The organism is Stutzerimonas stutzeri (genome assembly GCF_002890915.1).
GTDB lineage: Bacteria > Pseudomonadota > Gammaproteobacteria > Pseudomonadales > Pseudomonadaceae > Stutzerimonas > Stutzerimonas stutzeri_AF.
This window is the reverse complement of sequence record NZ_POUT01000010.1, coordinates 120,073-139,812: the sequence shown is the minus strand read 5'-3', so window position 1 is coordinate 139,812 and position 19,740 is coordinate 120,073. Positions and strand designations below refer to the sequence as shown.

Here is a 19,740-nt window from a genome sequence, read left to right as displayed (position 1 = left end):
CTCACACCCCCAGCACGTGCACGGACGAGGCCGCATGATCGACGCCGGCGATGCCGCCACCGGTGCACTGGGCCACGCCGATGCGCGGCGCGTTGGCCTGGCGGGCACCGGCGCGGCCCTGCAGCTGCCACATCAGCTCGACCATCTGCGCCACGCCGGTGGCGCCCAGCGGATGCCCCTTGGCCAGCAGGCCGCCGCTGGGATTGACCGGCACCCGGCCGCCGACGCGGGTCGCGCCGGAGTGCAACAGGGCCACCGCCTCGCCCGGGGCGGCCAGGCCGAGGGCCTCGTAGTAGAGCAGCTCGGCGATGGTGAAGGCGTCGTGCAGCTCGACCACGCCGACGTCCTTGGGCTCGACCCCGGCCTGCTCGTAGGCCAGGCGCGCGGCGCGAGCGGTGATCTCGGCGTCGAGGATGTCGTCGCGCGGGCCTTCGGCCAGACCGGAGACCACGATGGAGCCGAGCACGCGCACGTCCTTGGCGTGCGGCCCGGGGCGCTTGCTCAGCACCAGGGCGGCGGCGCCGTCGACCTGCGACGGGCAGCACTGCAGCAGGGTCAGCGGGTCGGCGATCATGCGCGAGGCCAGCACTTCTTCGAGGGTCACCTCGGTGCGTTGCTGGGCGTACTGGTTGAGCGAACCGTGGAAGCGGTTCTTCACCGCCACGGCGGCGAGATCGGCCGGCTTGGCGCCACGCTCATGCAGGAAACGCGTGCCGCGCATGGCGTAGACGGCGGGCAGGACCATGCCGGCCTCGACATAGAGATCGGTCTTCTCGTCGTTGCGCTGCAGCGGGATGGTGCCGCCACCCAGCGCGGTGAGCTGCTCGATGCCGAACACCAGCACGGTGTCGTACTGCTCGGCTAGCAGCGCATGCCTGGCCAGGTGGACGGCGGTGGCGCCGCTGGCACAGGCGTTCTCCACGTTGTAGACGGGGATGCCGGCCAGGCCGAGATCGCGCAGGATCACCTGGCCGAGGATCATGCCGCCGAGCACGTTGGCGCAGTAGATCGCCTGGATATCCGCGAGCGCGACGCCGGCATCGGCCACGGCGGCGAGAATCGCCTGCTGGGCCAGTTCCGGGGCCTTCACCCCCACGTGCTTGCCGAAGCGGGTCATGGCCCCGCCCATCACATGCATCTGGGTCATTGCGCAGCCTCCAGCAGTTCGAATGCGTAGCCATAGGTGGCATCGGGCACGATGCGGCAGGCATCGCCGATCACCGGGCGCCGCGCGCCGTTCACCCGGCCGAACAGACGCGCCGGGCCGGCCAGGTCCAGGTAGCCCAGGGCGAAGGGCGGCAGGCCGCTTTTCGCGCTCGGGTGAATGACGGTGAAGCTGTACAGGGTGCCTTCGCCCTCCAGCAGCAGGCCTTCGTATCGATCGGCCAGCGGCGAATGGGCGGGAACCGGCGGAAAGACGATCTCGCCGGTGGCTCGGTGGCAGGAAGCAAGCAGCCTCGCGGGAGCGTCGGCGCTCCACAGGGACGTTCTCATTGTTCGACCTCCAGTTGCAGCAGCCGCGATCACGGCGCCATGGCGCTATGTTCGGCAGCGCACTGGAGGCCGACAAACGATATAAAAACCGCACTCGATTGAGAAAAACTGAAGCCAATTATCCCTGCCGACTCGCGACTATTAAGCCATGCTTCAAGAGCCATGCAGGCTCGCCAGGCAATGCCGTGTGAGCCTTGGTGAATAATCGGCGCGACAGGCAAGCGAGCGGGATACGGAGCAATGAAAGAGACGATGCAGTTGTTGCAGGTATTGGACGAACTGGACTCCACACAGCAGGAAGCGGTGCTGGCGACCGTGGTCAAGGTGGAGGGTTCGGCCTATCGACGCCCTGGCGCGCGGATGCTGATCCCGCAGATCGGCGGTTCCGTAGGTACGGTGAGCGGCGGCTGCCTGGAGGGAGATCTGATCAAGAAGGCCTGGTGGCTGACCGAGGCCGGCGAACCGGTGATCCGCACCTACAGCACCGGCGTGGCGAATGACGAAGCCGACGAGGAAGAGGAACTTGCCTTCGGCCTGGGCTGTAACGGTACCGTGCATATCCTGCTGGAGCGAGTGCGGGGAGGACAGACGTCACTGCCGCTCTTCCTGCTACGCCAAGTGCAGGTGTCACGCGTAGCCGCCGTGCTGGCCACGGTGATCGCCAGTAGCGACGACAGTGTGCGCCTGGCCGAGCGAGCCGCCCTCGATCCAGCCGATACGCTGCACCTCGCCGTGCCTCAAGCTGCTCTGGCTCGAGCGTTGGAAACCGATATGCGCTCCGTCAGGCAGCGGCAACGCGCGGCCTGGCAGCGATATCGTCTGGCAGGTGGCGAAGTCGAAGTGCTGTTCGAGTACCTGGCGCCGCCACGCCGGCTGGTGGTGTTCGGCGCCGGCCACGATGCCCAGCCGCTGGTGAGCCTGGCCCAGCAACAGGGTTGGCAGGTCGCGGTGGTTGATTCCCGCAGCCACTTTGCTCGCCGCATCCGCTTCCCCGAGGCCAGCCAGGTGCTGAACCTGGGGATCGACCAGGTTCACGACCTCGCCGCCCTGCTCGAGTCCGCCGCGGTGGTAATCATGTCCCATAGCTACAGCCAGGATCGCTACTGGCTGGAACAGGCGCTGCGCCTGCAGCCGAGCTATATCGGCCAGTTGGGGCCGCGCAGTCGTACGGAGCGGCTACTCGACGAAATCGGACCGATCAGCCGCCACTTTCCCGCCTATGAGCGCTTGCACTACCCCATGGGCCTGGATATCGGCGGCGACGCGCCTGAGAGCGTGGCGCTGTCGGTGCTGGCGGAAATCACCGCACACTTCAACGAGCGCGTCGGCGGCATGCTCAGAGCACGCGAGGCCGCCATCCACGACAGCGTGCCGGCGCTGCACGGCTGAGCCCCCGCGCCAAGGCGGCGCTGCGAGCCAGCCCGCCCACCGGCGTCCCCGATCAGACCGTGCGCAGTTCCTGCGGGTCAATAGGTAAACGTCGCAAGCGCTTGCCAGTGGCAGCGAAGATGGCGTTGACCACAGCCGGGGCGATGAGCACGGTCGGCACCTCGCCGAGGCCGCCGGGCGACTCCTCGCTCACCACCACATGGGTCTCGAGCAGCGGCGCCTCGTTGATCCGCAGCATGCGGTAGCTGTCGAAATTGCCCTGCTCCACCCGGCCGTCCTTGAAGGTGATGTCGCCGAACAGCGCTGCGGTCAGGCCGAAGATGGTGCCGCCCTGCATCTGCGCCACCACGCTGTCCGGGTTGATGGCGATGCCGCAGTCGACCACCGAGGTGACCTTGTCCACCTTGACCTCGCCGCTCGGGCTGACGGTGACCTCGGCCACCTGCGCGGCGAAGGTGCCGAAGCAGTGGGTCAGGGCCAGGCCGCGGCCGCGCCCCGGCTCCAGCGGCGTATCCCAGGCGGATTTCTCGCGCAGCAGCTCGAGCACCCGCAGTGCCCGCGGATGCTGCTGCAGCAATGGGTAGCGGTATTCGAAGGGGTCGGCCTCGACCAGCTGGATCACCTCGTCGAGCAGTCCCTCGACCATAAAGGCGTTCTGCGTGTGCCCCACGCCGCGCCAGAAGGCCGGCAGGATGCCGCTCGGCGGTTCGTGCCGCACGTAATGCACCGCCAGGTTGGGGAAGGCATAGGGGCCGCAGGCGTCGCGCACCGCGTCGCCGTCGACGTTGTTGGTGAAGCGCGCCGGCAGCCAGCGCGCCAGGATCGAGCCGCCGGTGACCCTGTGGGTCCAGGCGATAGGACGGTTCTGCTCGTCCAGGCCCACGCTCAGGTGGTTGTAGTGGAAGGGCCGCAGGGTGCTGTGGCGGGTGTCCTCCTCGCGCGACCAGATGACCTTCAACGGATAGTCCACCTGCTTGGCGATCTTCACCGCATCGGCGACGAAATCCACGTCCAGGCGCCGGCCGAAGCCGCCGCCGATCAGATGGTTGTGCACCTGTACCGCCTCTTCCGGCAGACCGGTCAACTGCGCCGCCACCGCCTTGGCGCGGGCCGGCACCTGGGTGCCAAGCCATAGGTCGCAGGCGTCCTTGCGCACGTGCACGGTGCAGTTCACCGGCTCCAGGCAGGCATGGGCGAGAAACGGCACCTGGTAGGTCGCCTCGATCTTGCGCGTTGCCTTGGCCAGCGCCGCCTCCACGTCGCCCTCGCTGCGCGCGAGCGCGCCCGGTTGCCGCGAGGCGGCCTTGATCTCCTCGAGCATCTGCGCGCTGGACACCTGAGCGTTGGCGCCACCGTTCCATTCGATCTGCAGCGCCGCCAAGCCCTTGCGTGCTGCCCCCATGTGCTCGGCGACCACCGCCACCGAGTTGTCCGTGCGCAGCACCTGGTGCACGCCGCGTACCGCCATGGCCGGCGCCGGATCGACCGAATCGAGACTGCCGCCGACCACCGGGCAGAGCATGATAGCGGCGACCTTCATGCCCTCGGGGCGCACATCGATGCCGAACAGCGCCTTGCCGTTGACCTTGTCCGGCGAGTCGGTGCGCTTGGCCGGGGTGCCGATCAGCTTGAAGTCCTTGGGCTCCTTCAGCGGCAGCGTCTCTGGCAGCGGCAGCTTGGCGGCGGCGTCGACCAGTTCGCCGTAGCCGAGCCTGCGCCCGCTGGCCGGATGCAGCACCTCGCCACGCTGCGCCTGACAGGCGTCGGCGGGCACGCCCCAGCGCTGCGCGGCGGCCGCCACCAGTAGCATGCGCGCCGCCGCGCCGGCCTCGCGCAGCGGCGTCCAGTTGGCCGGCACCGAGGTAGAACCGCCGGTGACCTGGAAGCCCAGCATGGGGTTGGCATAGCGTCGGTCGTCGGCCGGGGCGTGCTCGATGGTCACCTGATCGAGCCCCACCTCCAGCTCCTCGGCGATCAGCGCCGGCATCGAGGTGTAGGTGCCCTGCCCCATCTCCACCGGCTGGATGGTGAGGAAGATGCGCCCCTCGTGGTCGATGCGCACATAGGCATTGGGTGCGAAAGACCCTGCTTCGGCGGCCTGAGCGCCACGCATTAAGTCCGGGAGAGTGAAGCTGATCAGCAGGCCGCCACCGACTGCAGCGCTGGCCTTGAGAAAGCCGCGACGGCTGAGCCCCGTCGTCTGGGGAGTGATGGCGTTCATGCTACGCCCTCCGCCTTGGCGGCGATTTTGATCGCCTCGCGCACCCGCACATAGGTGCCGCAGCGGCATATGTTGCCGGCCATGGCGCCGTCGATGTCGCTGTCGCTGGGGTTCGCGTTGCTCGCCAGCAAAGCGCTGGCGGACATGATTTGCCCGGACTGGCAGTAGCCGCACTGCACTACCTCGTGGGCCAGCCAGGCTTCCTGTATGCGCTTTCCCGTCGGTGTTTCGCCGACTGCTTCGATGGTGGTGATTTCGGCGCCGACCACGGCACTGACCGGCATGACGCAGGAGCGCACCGCATTACCATTCATATGCACCGTGCAGGCCCCGCACAACGCCATGCCACAGCCGTACTTGGTACCGGTCATACCTAGGACGTCGCGCAGCACCCATAGCAGGGGGGTGTCGTCATCGACATCCACCTGATGTTCTCTGCCATTGATTTTCAATGTCTGGGCCATAAGAGTTACCTCGCCAATCCGGTAGATGCTCGCCTTGCTCCGACACCTTGGGTATCGTTGGCGAGTCAATGATAGATATGGGCAGTGCTAAACGTCGTCACGACCATGCCTTATTGATGCTGTGTAGTCAGCATCGGCATCGCTGAGTTGGGCTTGAGGGGCATAGGCACAGCTTCCCCATGCTCCCCGAGCTGGCACTCATGATGCTGCCGCCAAGTTGCTCGGCGCTCTTGCCGCCATTGCCGTAACGTTGGGCGATTTCTCCTGGCAGGAGGAACTCCTGGCCGATGACAAGCGGTACAGGCATCGCTTTATTGTAATAATGGGCATGCAGTGAATATGCTGATTCTTATTTCAATTCCTTATGGATGGGGGGATTCCAAGTAAGTGCATGGCTGCAAGTTTAGCAATGCCTATGCCTGGTGCAAATTCGACAAGTAACGCTGAATTATTATTAAAAAGTCGCGATCATAGAAAATTTCCATCTATATGATTGATTCTCAGGCATGACTGAGATAAACCTGCCGCGCTCATAGTAGCTCTCCAAAAAACCACTCGATTTCCAACTAAACGTCCTAACTATTTGTTTTTTAGAATTTGTATTAGTAGAAATTTGGATATTCACTTCCGGGTACTATATCGGTTTCAATGCACCTCTGCTCTTGGCACGAGTCCAACCTCCTGACGAGCTTCTAGACTGAATGGGACCAGCGGAGAATCGCTGCTGTCGCTGCCTATCGCCTCTGCCTTGCATCCTTGCCGACATGGGGGCTCAGTGAATATCCAGGACGAGGTGATCGCCTTTCTCTCGCGACCGGATAGTTATGATGCGTCCGGCGAGCCGGTAGAGATCATCGCAACCCATGGCTCGATGATCTTTCTGCACGGCCAGCGGGCGTACAAGCTCAAACGGACCATCGCCTATGCGTCGCTGGATTTTCTCACCCTGGAAAATCGCGAGCGTGCCTGCCGGGCCGAGCTGCGGCTGAACAGGCGTACCGCCCCGGACCTCTACCTGGAGGTACGCCCGATAACCCGGGGAGCTGGCGGTCTGCTGCAGTTCGATAGCGCCGGCCAGGTGGTCGACTGGGTGGTGGTCATGCGTCGTTTTCCCCAGCAGGCCCTGTTCGACCGGATGGCCGAAGAAGGCCTGTTGACGCGGGACTTGATTCGCCGTCTCGGAAGCGAGATCGCACGCTTTCACGCCAGCGCCGAGATCACGCCGCAATTCGGCGGCGCCGAGGGCATTCGCGAGGCGATCGAAACCAATCACGGCGAACTCTGCCGGCATTCACGACAGCTCGACGCCGCGGCGATACACGGGCTGTATCGCGAGCAACTGCATACCCTCGGCAACATGGCCGACCTGCTCGATCAGCGCAGGCGCGACGGGCACGTGCGGCGCTGCCATGGCGACATGCGGTTGGCCAATATCTGCCTGTTCGAAGGCCGACCGACCCTGTTCGACGGCATCGAGTTCAGCGACCGGATCGCCTGCATCGATGTGCTTTACGACCTGGCGTTCGTGCTGGTGGATCTCCGGCACCACGACCTCGCGGCCCTGGCCGACCTCTTGCTGGAGTGCTACCTGGCCCAGACGCAGGAAGAGCCCCTTCCCCTTCCCCTCCCCCTCCCCCTGTTCCTTTCCGTGCGTGCCGCAACGCGCAGTTTCACCCTGGCTGGCAGCTCGCAACGCCAGCACGATCCACGGCTCGCCCGCCACAAGATCGAACAGGCGCGCGCCCTGCTGCAGCGGGCTAACGCCTATCTTTCGACGAACGCCACTGTCTGAAACAGGAGCTCCTCATGACCGCCAAGTCGCCCCTGCTGTTCGCCCTGCAAGGCACCCAGGATTATGCCGCGCGCGTTGCCCACCACCTGGGCCTGGAACTCGCAACACACGAGGAACGCGAATTCGAGGATGGTGAGCACAAGAGCCGTGCGTTGGCTCCGGTAATCGGCCGCGAGGTCGTGGTATTCCATGCCCTGTATGGCGATGCCGAACGCAGCGCCAACGACAAGCTGTGCCGGCTGCTGTTCTTCTGCGGTGCGCTGAAGGATGCCGGCGCGCGCCATGTGCATGTGGTCGCGCCCTATCTCTGCTACGCCCGCAAGGAGCGCCGCACGCAGTTTCAGGACCCGGTCATCACCCACTACGTGGCCAGGCTGTTCGAGGCCTGCTCGGTGGACCGGCTGACTGCCCTGGAGGTGCACAACCTGGCGGCGTTCGATAACGCCTTTCGCATTCCCACGCGTCATGTCGAGAGCGCCGATCTGTTCGCGCGGCACTTCGCCGGGCTGGCCGGCGAGGCCGAACTGGTTGCCGTGTCCCCCGATGCCGGCGGCGCCAAGCGTGCCGAGCAGTTCCGGCGCGCCCTGGAGCAACGCATCCGGCGCGCGGTAGGCAGCGCCTACATGGAGAAATACCGCAGCAACGACGTGGTCACCGGCGGCATGCTGGTCGGCCAGGTGAAAGGCCAGGTCGCAATCATCGTCGATGACCTGATCAGCACCGGCGGCACCTTGCTGCGCGCCGGAGAGGCCTGCCACAAGGCCGGCGCCCGCCAGATCTATGCGGCAGCCGCCCATGGCCTGTTCACCGGTGGCAGCGAACTGCTGGCGAGCCCGCTTTTCGAGCGCATCGTACTCACCGACAGCGTGCCCCCGTTCCGCCTGGCCCCCGATCTGCACCGCCGGCTGGATATCCTCGACAGCACCGAGCACCTGGCGACGTTGCTGGCCGAAGAATATCCATGTTAGAGCCGCGTCGATTCCATGCAGCCGTATCCACTACAGTGCAGCCAAACGCCATCGCAGGGCCTTTGATCGGAATCAACACTCCGGCTGCAGGGCCCGGCTGGCCGCACCCTGTTCGCCGAGCCGGCATGTTATGGTGCGCCCCACCCCACTGGATTCGGAGTTTTCACATGCTGCTTCGCTTATTGGCCGCTGGCGCATTGAGTGGCTTCTGCCTGCATGCCCTCGCACAGGAGCATGCCCATGATCATCACGCCGCGGCGCATCAGCCTGCGAGCGACCTGTCCGTCAGCCAGGTCTGGTCACGCGCGATGCCGCCCAGCGCACCGACCGGCGCCATCTATTTCGTCCTGGAAAATCGCGGCGAACAGGAGCGTCACCTGGTCGCCGCGCAGACGCCGCGGGCGGACAAGGCCGAACTGCACATTCACGTGCACGAGGGCGACATGATGAAGATGCAGCAGGTCGAGTCGGTCACGCTGCCCGCCGCTGCCAAGGTGGAATTCAAGCCGGGGGGCAACCACGTGATGCTGTTCGGCCTGAAGCAACCGCTGGTCGCCGGCGAGAGTTTCCCGGTCACGTTGCAATTCGAGAACGGTGACGAACTCACCACCGAGGTGAGCATCGAGGACGAGGCGCCGGCAACCGATGCCGGCGCGCACATGCATCACTGATGCGGCAGGTTCGGTGCGCTACTCGACCAATAGCGCGCCGAACCTGTCTCTTGCCGCCGTAGGCTGCCTACCGCCAGCGGGTCCTAGATCGCCGCAGGCGTGCGCATGGTGACGAATTCTTCCGCGGCGGTCGGATGAATGCCCATCGTCTCGTCGAATACCCGCTTGGTAGCTCCCGCCTTCAGCGCCACCGCCAGACCCTGCATGATCTCGCCGGCGTCCGGCCCGGCCATGTGGCAACCCAGCACGCGGTCGGTTTCGGCATCGACCACCAGTTTCATCAGGCTGCGCTCCAGGCTCTCGGTCATGGTCAGTTTCATCGGCCGGAAACGACTCTCGAAAAGGGTGACCTTGTAACCCTGCTTGCGCGCCTGCTCTTCCGTCAGGCCGACAGTGGCCAGGTTCGGCAGGCTGAACACCGCCGTGGGGATGGCGGCATAGTCCACCGGGCGATATTCCTCCGGCTTGAACAGGCGCCGGGCCACGGCCATGCCTTCGGCCAGGGCCACCGGGGTCAGTTGCACGCGGCCGATCACATCGCCGATGGCGAGAATCGACGGAACCGAGGTGCGGAATTCGTCATCGACGGCGATATAGCCGCGCTCGTCGAGCGCCACGCCGGCCTTGTCGAGGTCCAGCCCGTCGAGCATCGGGCGGCGGCCGGTGGCGTAGAAGATGCAATCCGCTTCCAGTGTCCGGCCGTCCTTGAGTACCGCCAGCAGGGTGCCGTCGGCTTGCTTGTCGATGCGGGCGATATCGGCGTTGAACTGCAGGTCGACGCCTTTCTTGATCATCTCGTCCTTCAGGTGATCGCGCAGCGATCCATCGAAGCCGCGCATGAACAGCTCGCCCCGGTACAGCTGTGTGGTATCGGCGCCGCAACCGTGGAAGATCGAGGCGAATTCCACGGCGATATAGCCACCGCCCACCACCAGCACGCGACGTGGCAACGATTCGAGATAGAAGGCTTCGTTCGAGGTGATGGCATGCTCGCGGCCAGGGATATCCGGGACCTGCGGCCAACCGCCGGTGGCGACGAGGATGTACTCGGCGCTGTACCGCTTGCCGTCGACTTCGACGGTATGGGCGTCCACCAGGCGGGCATGGGCCTGCAGGAGGGTCACGCCGCTGTCGACCAGCAGGTTGCGGTAGATGCTGTTGAGGCGCTGGATTTCCCGGTTCTTGTTGGCGATCAGGGTCTTCCAGTCGAACGTCGCGCCGTCGATCGTCCAGCCATAGCCCTGGGCCTGGCCGATGTCTTCGGCATAGTGGGCGCCATAGACCAGCAGTTTCTTCGGCACGCAACCGACGTTGACGCAGGTGCCGCCCAGATAGCGGCTCTCGGCCACGGCCACCCGCGCGCCGAACCCCGCGGCGAAACGCGCGGCACGGACGCCGCCGGAACCCGCACCGATGACGAATAGATCGAAGTCGTAAGCCATGAAATGTTGTCTCCTTCTAGAACCGACAGCATAACCCAGGCCTTCGGCCCGGTTCATCGAAGGAGTGCCACATGCGCCCCACCCTCACCCATCTGGCCCTGCATGTGCCTGATCTGGATGCCTGCATCGCCTTCTATGCCCGTTTTTGTGGCATGCATGTCTTTCACGAACGCGCCGGCAAGGGATCGCGCATCGTCTGGATGGCGGAGCCTGGCAAGGAGCGCGAATTCATTTTCGTGATCATGCCCGGCGGCAAGGACCGCGCCCTGGCCGCGGACGACTACAGCCACTTCGGCTTCGCCCTCGCCAGCCGCGAAGAGGTGGATGCGATCGCCGCCCGGGCGCGCGAGTCCGGTTGCCTGATCTGGGAACCGCGCGACGAGCCCTACCCCGTGGGCTACTACTGCGGCCTGCGTGACCCGGCCGGCAACTATGTCGAATTCAGCTATGGCCAGCCGCTCGGCCCCGGTGCCGAGGATATGCCAGCCCCCTGAAACGACGGGGCCACCCGAAGGTGGCCCCGTGCGGCTCAGAACGCCTTGCCGGTCAGGTAGAAGTTCTCGTAGCAGAAGTTGGTCGCCTCGATGTAGCCCTCGGCGCTACCGCAGTCGAAACGCTGGCCCTTGAACTTGTAGGCCAGCACGCAACCATCCTGCGCCTGCTTCATCAGGGCGTCGGTGATCTGGATCTCCCCGCCCTTGCCCGGCTCGGTCTGTTCGATCAGCTCGAAGATGTCCGGAGTGAGGATGTAGCGGCCGATGATCGCCAGGTTGGACGGTGCGTCTTCCGGCTTCGGCTTCTCGACCATGTGGCTGACGCGGAAGATGTCGTCGCGAATCATCTCGCCGGCGATCACGCCGTACTTGCTGGTTTCTTCCGGCGGCACTTCCTGGATGGCCACGATCGAACAACGGAACTGGTTGTACAGCTTGACCATCTGCGCCAGCACCGGATCGCCGTCGATGTTGATGCACAGGTCGTCCGCCAGCACCACGGCGAAAGGCTCGTCGCCGATCAACGGGCGGCCGCTGAGAATGGCATGGCCCAGGCCCTTCATCTCCACCTGGCGGGTATAGGAGAAGCTGCACTCGTCGATCAGGCGCCGGATGCCGACCAGGTATTTCTCCTTGTCGGTGTTGCGGATCTGGTGTTCGAGTTCGTAGCTGATATCGAAGTGATCCTCCAGCGAGCGCTTGCCGCGCCCGGTGACCATCGCGATCTGTGTCAACCCTGCGGCCAGCGCCTCCTCAACCCCGTACTGGATCAGGGGTTTGTTCACCACCGGCAGCATTTCCTTGGGCATGGCTTTGGTTGCGGGAAGAAAACGTGTGCCATATCCGGCAGCAGGAAAAAGGCATTTCTTGATCATGTGAGTCCTTGAGGTAAAGGTTCCAGTCGATGCACTGCCGTGGGACAGACAGCAGCTGCCTTGCGGTGCCGTCCGGCTATATCGGCGTAGAGCCTACGACCATCGTTTTCAAAAGGGGTTCGCCAGGAATCTCTCTGGCAAATGCAGAAACTGTGCCCGCCCCGTCGTGCAATCGATCCCTGCAACCTGACCGGGCGCGGCAACGCTAATCCTCCGCCATCAGCGTGTAAAGCGGTCGCTGCATCGAGGTCTCCCACGGCCTGCGCACCGGCATGGCGAGATACAGGCAGCAGCTCTATCAGCGAAAGATTACGTTTTGGCAACGGCTGTTTCAGTAAAGCCCGAGTCACCGCACGGGCATGGGAACAATGACTGACCTGCGTCAGTAAAACCCTGAATTGCGAGGCGATTGGTCGCCTGGGACAATCCTGCCAAACGTGAAACACATAACATATTGCCATCTCTTCGCCAGTGGCCGATGCATGACCAAAAGCTGATGGAAAGGCCCTTCAAGAACAGGGATATTCGGCCGATATGGCTAAATAACATCACTGCATCCTTACCGCCTGGACAGATGGCAACGACAACAACGACGATGCGCAACGGCATCCACCTCGCGTGGCAGCAGTACTAAGGAACAACATGAACAACAGCTTCGCTTCTCGACAAATGTCCGTACAGACCAAGATCAACCTGGCGCTGGTGCTGGTGTTGGTGGTGATCATGTCCGCTTCGCTGTTCATTGCCGCCAGTACCGAGAAGCGTCTGGTGCTGCAGGTGGTGGAACAGCAGACCAAGGATGCCGCCGATTCCTATTTCGACAGCATCAACACCATGATGCTGACCGGCACCATGGCCCAGCGCGAGGTGCTGCGAAACAAGATTCTCGCCCGTCCGGGGGTCATCGATGCCCGCATCGTGCGCGGCGAGGAAGTCGCCAAGGTCTTTGGCCCCGGTTACGAGCACCAGGCGCCAGCCGACGCACTGGACCGTCGCGCCTTGTCCGGCGAAGCCATCATGGAGGTGACCGAGCAAGGCGGTGGCCGCGTGCTCACGGTCATCAACCCGATCCTCGCCCACACCGACTACCGTGGCACCAACTGCCTGACCTGCCACCAGGTGAAGGAGAACGCCATCATGGGGGCCGTGCGCATCAGCTACGACCTCAAGGCGCTGGACCGGGAAGTCGACCGCAACATCATGATCACCGCCGGCATCCAGCTGTTGCTGCTGATCGTCGGCGTGGTGGTGATGGGCCTGACCGTGCGCCACGTGATCCTGCGCCGCATCAATGCCATGCGCCACACCATGGAAGCCATGACCGAGGATGAAGACCTCAGCCGCAGCGTGGCGATCGGTGCCCAGGACGAAGTCGGCGCCATGGGCCATGCCTTCAACCGGATGATCGGCAAGTTCCGGCACAGCCTCGAAGCGGTTGCCGGCGTCACCCGCCAGCTCAGCGACGTTTCCGGGCGGGTATCGCACGTGGCGGAGAAGACCCTGAATGCCGTCAACGAACAGCGCAGCGAAACCGACATGGTCGCCTCGGCGATGAACGAGATGAGCGCCACCGTGCAGGAGGTCGCGCGCAACGCCAGCCAGACCGCTACCGCCTCCAGCGGTGCCGATAACGAATCCAGGGCCGGTGTGCAGGTCGCCACCGAGGCGCTCGACGGCATCGAAGTGCTGATTCATGAAATCGAGCGGGCGGCCCAGGTCATCCAGCAGGTCGAACACGACAGCGCCAGCATCGACATGGTGCTCGGCGTGATCAACGGCATCGCCGAGCAGACCAACCTGCTGGCCCTGAACGCTGCCATCGAAGCGGCCCGTGCCGGCGAACAGGGCCGCGGCTTCGCTGTGGTGGCCGACGAGGTTCGCACCCTGGCCTCGCGCACGCAGAAGTCCACCGAAGAAATCCAGGCCATGATCGAGCAGTTGCAGGGCGGCGTGCGCAACGCGGTGCAAGCCATGGAGGCGGCGCAACAGCGTGCCCGTGCGGGGTCGCAGTGCGTAGAGAAGGCTGCGCAGAGCCTCAGCGTCATCGCCAACGAAGTCGGCACCATCAACGAGATGAACACCCAGATCGCCACCGCGGCGGAACAGCAAAGCGCCGTGGCCGAAGAGATCAACCGCAACATCACTACCATCAGCCAGATCGCCGATACCACGTCGACGGATGCGACCCAGACCTCGCAGATCAGCGACGAGCTGGTTCATCTCGCGGCGGAGCTGAACCGCCTGGTCGGGCAGTTCAAACTCTGAAAACCAGTGGGACGAAGGCCCATCCGCTTCGTCCCCTTCAGCGCCGCACGCCGGGCCGGTAGCGGGCACGCCCCGTACCGGCCATCATTCTTGATCTGAAACAGTCGGCGCACGGCCGCCAATCGGCGATAATCCGTGCCCATGATCGCTGGAACCGGACACCCGAGGGTGATGCCGCGTTTCGTGCCCGACTCCCGAATTCGAAAGGTGAACCGAAACATGGAGCAACTGCCGAGCTTTGACCGGGCCCTGGTCGAGAAATACGACCGCCCGGGTCCGCGCTATACCTCCTACCCTACCGCGCCGCAGTTCCACCAGGCCTTCGCGGTGGACGACTACAAGGCGGCCGCCCGCGCTAGCAACGAAGCCACGCCGTCCAAGCCGCTGTCGGTGTACATCCACATCCCCTTCTGCAAGAGCCTGTGCTACTACTGCGCCTGCAACAAGATCATCACCCACAAGACCGAGCGCGCCGTCGAGTACCTCGAATACCTCAAGCGCGAGATCGCCATGCAGGCCGCGCTGTTCGACCGCTCGCGCAAGCTGACCCAGCTGCACCTCGGCGGCGGCACCCCGACCTACTTCAGCAGCGAACAGCTGGCCGACCTGATGGCGACCCTGCGCCAGGCGTTCAACCTGGATGACAGCGACAGCCACGAGTTCTCGCTCGAAGTCGACCCGCGCACCGTCACCCCCGAGCAGATCCATGGTCTGCGCAAGCTGGGCTTCAATCGCCTGAGCTTCGGTGTGCAGGATTTCGACGAGCAGGTGCAGATCGCCGTCAACCGCATCCAGACCGAGGAGCAGACCCGCGAGCTGGTCGAGGCGGCACGCGAGGCCAGGTTCAAATCCATCAGCGTCGACCTGATCTACGGGCTGCCGCTACAGACCGTAGCCAGCTTCGACGCCACGCTGGACAAGATCATCGACATCCGCCCCGACCGCATAGCCGCCTACAGCTACGCGCATCTGCCGGAACTGGTCCGCGCACAGAAGCTGATCCGCCCCGAGGACATGCCGCCGCCGGAGCGCAAGCTGGAACTGCTGGAACTGACCATCCAGCGCCTGACCGCCGCCGGTTACGTCTATATCGGCATGGACCACTTCTCGCTGCCCGACGACGAACTGGCCCTGGCCCGTGCCAACGGCACGCTGCAGCGCAATTTCCAAGGCTATTCCACCCACGCCGACTGCGACCTGATCGGCCTGGGCATTTCCTCCATCGGCAAGGTCGCCAACAGCTACAGCCAGAACGTCAAGGAGCTTTCGCAGTATTACGCGCGCCTCAACGAGGGCCTGCTGCCGGTACAGCGCGGCTACAAGCTGAGCGACGATGACTGCCTGCGCCGCGACGTGATCATCTCGCTGATGTGCCACGGCCGCATCGACTACGCCGAGATCGAGCGCAAGCATGGCATCGTCTTCCGCGACTACTTCGCCGAGTCCCTCGCCAAGCTCGACGAGCATGTGGCCGACGGCCTGGTGGAGCTGCACGACGACGAACTGATCCTGCTCCCGCAGGGACAGCTGATGATGCGTAACGTCGCCATGGCCTTCGACGCCTACCTCGGCGGCGAACAGCGCGGGCGTTTCTCGCGCACCGTCTGACAGCGCGCACGGGGCCGGTCCGCAGCCGGCCTCGTCTTGCCGTTCCGCTGATCGCGCAGGGATTGCCAAGGCGCTCAGTAACTGTATAAATAGCCAGCCTTCGTTCGGGCGCCACGCCCGGGTTCTAGCGGACGTGCGATGCGCCAGGCTCTGGAAAACCCCTTTTACTATCTCGAGAACTTCCAGCAGGTGCTGAGCTGGGTCGGCCAGCATCACGGCGACCTGCTGGACGAGCGCGAGCGTGCCTTCCTCGACCGCTTTCCGCAGCTGCCGCAGGCATCGCGTGCCCTGCTGGTGCGCATGGTCATGCGCAAGGGCACGCTGTTCCGCGCCAGCAAGCTGCTCTATCGGGAAATTGGCTGCCCTCATCGGGCCGCACGGGCACTGATCGAGCAGGGCTGGCTCGATCCCGACCCCGAGCTGCCCCTGGAGCAACTGTTCGCCCTGCTGAAGAAGAGCGAACTGGCGCAGGCATTCGGCGCTGCCGGAGCAGGCAGCCTGCGCAAATCCGAGTTGCTGGAGAGCCTGCTCCCGCATCACTCGCAAGCCCGCTCTCTGGCGGATTGGTGTGCCCAGCTCGACGACAGGGTCTTCGCCCTGGGCATCGATCCGCTGTGCGAACGCCTGCGCCTGATGTTCTTCGGCAACATCCACCAGGACTGGTCCGAGTTCGTCCTGGCCGACCTGGGGATCTACCGCTACGAACAGGTGCCGTTCAGCAGTGATTCGCGTGCATTCCACAGTCGCGCCGATCTGGACGCCTACCTCCAGCTGCAGCGCTGCCGCGAGCGCTTCGACGCCGGCGACGACCTTGCCGAGGTGCTGGCGGAGATTCCCCAACGCCCCTATGCCAACGACTGGCTGGAAAGCCGGCGCGGCAAACTGCTGCTGCGCATCGCCCAGCAGTTCGAACGCCTCGGCGATCTACCCGAGGCCTTGCGCCTGCACGCAGCCAATCGCTACCCCGGTGCGCGGGAGCGGGCCATCCGCGTGCTCGAGCGCTGCGGCCAGCCCGAAGCGGCCCTGGAACTGGCTCGGCAAGCCCAGGCGGCGCCGGAAAGCGAGCATGAGGCGCAGCAACTGGAACGCATGCTGCCGCGGCTGCAACGTGCCCTGGGGCAGCAGGCGCCCCGCCAACGCCGCGTGGAGCCGGAGCGTATCGACCTCGTCCTGCCCCGTGCGGCCAGCGTCGAGCTCGCCGTGTGCGAGCATTTGTCCACGCCGCAGGCTCCGTTGTACTACGTGGAGAATGCGCTGGTCGGCTCGCTGTTCGGCCTGCTCTGCTGGGAGGCGATCTTCGCCCCGCTGCCCGGCGCGTTCTTCCATCCGTTCCACTGGGCGCCGGCGGACCTGAACCGGCCGGATTTCCATCGGCGGCGCGCCAAGCTGTTCGCCCGTTGCCTCGCCGGCCTGGACGGCGACGGCTATCGCGACTGTATCCTGCGCACTTTCCAGACCAAGTTCGGCATCCACAACGCGTTCGTTGCCTGGGGCCTGCTCGACGCAGAGCTGCTGCAGCGGGCGCTGGACTGCCTGCCCGCCGCGCACCTGAAACTGATGTTCCAGCGCATCCTTGCCGACGTCTGCGGCAATCGCTCCGGCCTGCCGGACCTGATCCAGTTCTGGCCGGACGAGCGCCGCTACCGGATGATCGAGGTGAAGGGGCCAGGCGACCGCCTGCAGGACAACCAGAAACGCTGGATCGACTACGCCCACCGGCACGGCCTGCCCATCGCGGTGTGCTACGTGCAATGGGCGGAGGCGGCGCAGTGAGCTATCGCGTGGCGGTGCGGGCGCTCTGCGAGTTCACCGCCAAGGTCGGCGACCTGGACCTGCGCTTCACCCCTTCGCCGACCGCACAGGAAGGCATCGCCGGCCACGCACAGGTCACCGCCCGGCGCGGCACGGGCTACGAGCGCGAGGTGGCGCTGGAAGGCCAGTACCGGCAGTTAACGGTGCGCGGCCGTGCCGACGGCTACGATCCGCGGCGCAACCGCCTGGAGGAGATCAAGACCTTCCGCGGCGATCTCGAACGCCAGCCAGCCAACCATCGGCAGTTGCACTGGGCCCAGGCCAGGGTATACGGCTGGCTGCTGTGCCAATCGCGCGGCCTCGACGAAATCGAGCTGGCGCTGGTGTATTTCGACGTGGTCAGCCACAAGGAAACCCTGCTCGTCGAACACCACACCGCCGATGCCCTGCGCGATTTCTTCAAGAGCCTGTGCCAACGCTTCGTCGCCTGGGCCGAGCAGGAGCTCGCGCACCGTGCCGAGCGCGACCAGGCGCTGCGCGCACTACGCTTCCCCCATGCGGATTTTCGCAGCGGCCAGCGGCAACTGGCCGAGGCGGTGTACAAGGCCGCCTGTACCGGCACCACGCTGATGGCCCAGGCGCCGACCGGCATCGGCAAGACGCTCGCCACGCTGTTCCCGCAGCTCAAGGCCTTCCCCGGCCAGCGGCTGGACAAGCTGTTCTTCCTCGCCGCGAAGACCTCCGGCCGACGCCTGGCCCTGGATGCTCTGGAAACCCTGCAACGCCACGGCGCGACGACGCTGCGCGTGCTGGAACTCATCGCGCGGGAAAAATCCTGCGAGCATCCGGACAAGGCCTGCCATGGCGAGGCCTGCCCGTTGGCGAAGGGCTTCTACGATCGCCTGCCGACGGCCCGCGCCGCCGCGCTGAAACATCCGTTGCTGGACCAGCCGGCCCTGCGCGACGTCGCCCTCGCCCACCGGGTCTGCCCCTACTACCTCGCCCAGGAACTGGCGCGCTGGGCCGACGTGGTGGTGGGCGACTACAACTACTATTTCGATCTCGGCGCCCTGCTCCATGGCCTGACATTGAGCAATGAATGGCGTGTCGGTGTGCTGGTGGACGAGGCGCACAACCTGCTGGAGCGCGGCCGCGGCATGTATAGCGCGGAGCTTGACAAAAAGATTTTCAAGGGGTTACGGCGAAAAGCTCCAGCACAACTGAAGAATGCACTGTCACGCATTCAGCGCTCCTGGAACGAAGTGCACCGCGACCAGCTGCAGGCCTACCAGGTGCTGCCCGAGCTGCCCTTCAAGCTGCTCGCCGCGCTGCAACAGGCCGTCGGCGCCATCACCGACTACCTGGGGGAAAACCCCGGCGGCCTCGATCCGGACCTGCAGCGCGCCTATTTCGATGCCATGCACTTCTGCCGCGTGGCCGAGCTGTTCGGCGAGCACTCGCTGTTCGACTGCAGCCTGCTGCCGAGCCCGTCGGGCAACGGGAACAAGCTGTCACGGCTGACCCTGCGCAATGTCGTCCCGGCGCCGTTTCTCGCCCCGCGACTGGCGCTGGCGCGCTCCTGCGTGCTGTTTTCCGCCACCCTGGGCCCGCGGCGCTTCTACGCCGACACCCTCGGCCTGCCGCCCGCGAGCGTGTGGCTGGACGTCGAATCGCCTTTTCGCAGCGAACAATTGCGGGTTCACCTGGCCAGCCACGTGTCCACCCGCTATCAGGACCGCGCGGCATCGCTGGCGCCCATCGTCGAGCTGATCGCCCGCCAGTACCGCGAACGTCCCGGCAACTACCTGGCCTTCTTCAGCAGCTTCGAGTACCTGCAACAGGTCACCGCCCTGCTCGGCAGCCGCCATCCCGACATCCCGTTCTGGGAGCAGACCCGAGGTATGCAGGAGGACGCCCGCGACGCCTTTCTCGCCCGCTTCACCAGCAACAGCCAGGGCATTGGCTTCGCCGTGCTCGGCGGTGCGTTCGCCGAGGGCATCGACCTACCGGGGCGGCGCCTGATCGGTGCGTTCATCGCCACCCTCGGGTTGCCCCAGGTCAACCCGGTCAACGAGCAGTTCAAGTCGCGCCTCGAAGCCTTGTTCGGCCGGGGGCATGGCTACGACTACACCTATCTCTACCCCGGTTTGCAGAAGGTCGTGCAAGCCGCGGGACGCGTGATCCGCACCCGCGACGACGAAGGCACCGTGCACCTGATCGACGACCGTTTCGGTCGCCCACAGGTACGGCGTCTGCTGCCGGGCTGGTGGAAGCTGGACGCCGATACGGGCACCTGATCGATGCC

Annotated in this window: 15 protein-coding genes; 9 read left to right on the top strand and 6 right to left on the bottom strand. The window is 65.0% G+C overall.

Annotated elements, in window-relative coordinates:
• Position 1: 1 nt before the first annotated feature.
• Both CXK94_RS17545 and CXK94_RS17540 read right to left on the bottom strand, forming a co-directional pair.
• A complete protein-coding gene (locus CXK94_RS17545; protein ID WP_102895301.1) occupies positions 2 to 1,147 on the bottom strand; it encodes a thiolase family protein in 1,146 nt (381 codons plus the stop codon).
• A complete protein-coding gene (locus tag CXK94_RS17540; RefSeq protein WP_102895300.1) occupies positions 1,144 to 1,494 on the bottom strand; it encodes a Zn-ribbon domain-containing OB-fold protein in 351 nt (116 codons plus the stop codon). Before CXK94_RS17540 ends, CXK94_RS17545 begins: the two co-directional genes overlap by 4 nt.
• A 240-nt stretch (positions 1,495 to 1,734) precedes the next feature.
• On the opposite strand from CXK94_RS17540, the gene CXK94_RS17535 reads away from it, so the two are divergent.
• Positions 1,735 to 2,883, top strand: a complete 1,149-nt coding sequence (locus CXK94_RS17535; protein WP_102895299.1) for an XdhC family protein — start codon at positions 1,735 to 1,737, stop codon at positions 2,881 to 2,883.
• Positions 2,884 to 2,935: 52 nt separating this feature from the next.
• Here CXK94_RS17535 and CXK94_RS17530 read toward each other — a convergent pair whose 3' ends face one another.
• Both CXK94_RS17530 and CXK94_RS17525 read right to left on the bottom strand, forming a co-directional pair.
• On the bottom strand, positions 2,936 to 5,104 hold the full coding sequence (locus tag CXK94_RS17530) for a xanthine dehydrogenase family protein molybdopterin-binding subunit (protein WP_102895298.1): 2,169 nt from the start codon (positions 5,102 to 5,104) through the stop codon (positions 2,936 to 2,938).
• Positions 5,101 to 5,568, bottom strand: coding sequence for a (2Fe-2S)-binding protein (locus tag CXK94_RS17525; RefSeq protein WP_102895297.1), 468 nt, complete (start codon positions 5,566 to 5,568; stop codon positions 5,101 to 5,103). Before CXK94_RS17525 ends, CXK94_RS17530 begins: the two co-directional genes overlap by 4 nt.
• A gap of 775 nt (positions 5,569 to 6,343) precedes the next feature.
• Between CXK94_RS17525 and CXK94_RS17520 the strand changes: the two genes are divergently transcribed.
• The 3 genes from CXK94_RS17520 (at position 6,344) to CXK94_RS17510 (ending at position 8,999) form a co-directional block, all read left to right on the top strand.
• Positions 6,344 to 7,360, top strand: coding sequence for a phosphotransferase (locus tag CXK94_RS17520; RefSeq protein WP_102895296.1), 1,017 nt, complete (start codon positions 6,344 to 6,346; stop codon positions 7,358 to 7,360).
• 14 nt (positions 7,361 to 7,374) lie between these two features.
• The gene (locus CXK94_RS17515; protein ID WP_102895295.1) at positions 7,375 to 8,328 is read left to right on the top strand and encodes a ribose-phosphate diphosphokinase; all 954 of its coding nucleotides are present in this window, start codon (positions 7,375 to 7,377) and stop codon (positions 8,326 to 8,328) included.
• A gap of 167 nt (positions 8,329 to 8,495) precedes the next feature.
• Positions 8,496 to 8,999 carry a copper chaperone PCu(A)C gene (locus tag CXK94_RS17510; RefSeq protein ID WP_102895294.1) on the top strand — a complete coding sequence of 168 codons (504 nt, stop codon included), beginning with the start codon at positions 8,496 to 8,498 and terminating at the stop codon, positions 8,997 to 8,999.
• An 83-nt stretch (positions 9,000 to 9,082) separates the two neighbouring features.
• Here the strand turns inward: CXK94_RS17510 and gorA are convergent, their stop codons facing one another.
• Complete coding sequence (gene gorA, locus CXK94_RS17505; protein ID WP_102895293.1) at positions 9,083 to 10,441, bottom strand: glutathione-disulfide reductase; 1,359 nt, start codon at positions 10,439 to 10,441, stop codon at positions 9,083 to 9,085.
• A gap of 71 nt (positions 10,442 to 10,512) precedes the next feature.
• Between gorA and CXK94_RS17500 the strand changes: the two genes are divergently transcribed.
• The gene (locus CXK94_RS17500) at positions 10,513 to 10,935 is read left to right on the top strand and encodes a VOC family protein (protein ID WP_102895292.1); all 423 of its coding nucleotides are present in this window, start codon (positions 10,513 to 10,515) and stop codon (positions 10,933 to 10,935) included.
• A 35-nt stretch (positions 10,936 to 10,970) separates the two neighbouring features.
• On the opposite strand, the gene galU is transcribed toward CXK94_RS17500, so the two are convergent.
• On the bottom strand, positions 10,971 to 11,810 hold the full coding sequence (galU, locus tag CXK94_RS17495) for a UTP--glucose-1-phosphate uridylyltransferase GalU (RefSeq protein ID WP_037038060.1): 840 nt from the start codon (positions 11,808 to 11,810) through the stop codon (positions 10,971 to 10,973).
• A gap of 642 nt (positions 11,811 to 12,452) precedes the next feature.
• Here galU and CXK94_RS17490 point away from each other — a divergent pair.
• The 4 genes from CXK94_RS17490 to CXK94_RS17475 all read left to right on the top strand — a co-directional run bounded on the left by CXK94_RS17490 (position 12,453) and on the right by CXK94_RS17475 (position 19,732).
• The gene (locus tag CXK94_RS17490; protein WP_102895291.1) at positions 12,453 to 14,075 is read left to right on the top strand and encodes a methyl-accepting chemotaxis protein; all 1,623 of its coding nucleotides are present in this window, start codon (positions 12,453 to 12,455) and stop codon (positions 14,073 to 14,075) included.
• A 219-nt stretch (positions 14,076 to 14,294) separates the two neighbouring features.
• The gene (hemN, locus tag CXK94_RS17485; RefSeq protein WP_102895290.1) at positions 14,295 to 15,683 is read left to right on the top strand and encodes an oxygen-independent coproporphyrinogen III oxidase; all 1,389 of its coding nucleotides are present in this window, start codon (positions 14,295 to 14,297) and stop codon (positions 15,681 to 15,683) included.
• A 138-nt stretch (positions 15,684 to 15,821) separates the two neighbouring features.
• Positions 15,822 to 17,456, top strand: coding sequence for a VRR-NUC domain-containing protein (locus tag CXK94_RS17480; protein ID WP_102895289.1), 1,635 nt, complete (start codon positions 15,822 to 15,824; stop codon positions 17,454 to 17,456).
• Positions 17,453 to 19,732: an ATP-dependent DNA helicase gene (locus tag CXK94_RS17475; protein WP_102895288.1), complete on the top strand. Its 2,280-nt coding sequence runs from the start codon at positions 17,453 to 17,455 to the stop codon at positions 19,730 to 19,732. The genes CXK94_RS17480 and CXK94_RS17475 overlap by 4 nt, the downstream gene beginning before the upstream one ends.
• The last annotated feature ends 8 nt before the right edge of the window (positions 19,733 to 19,740 follow it).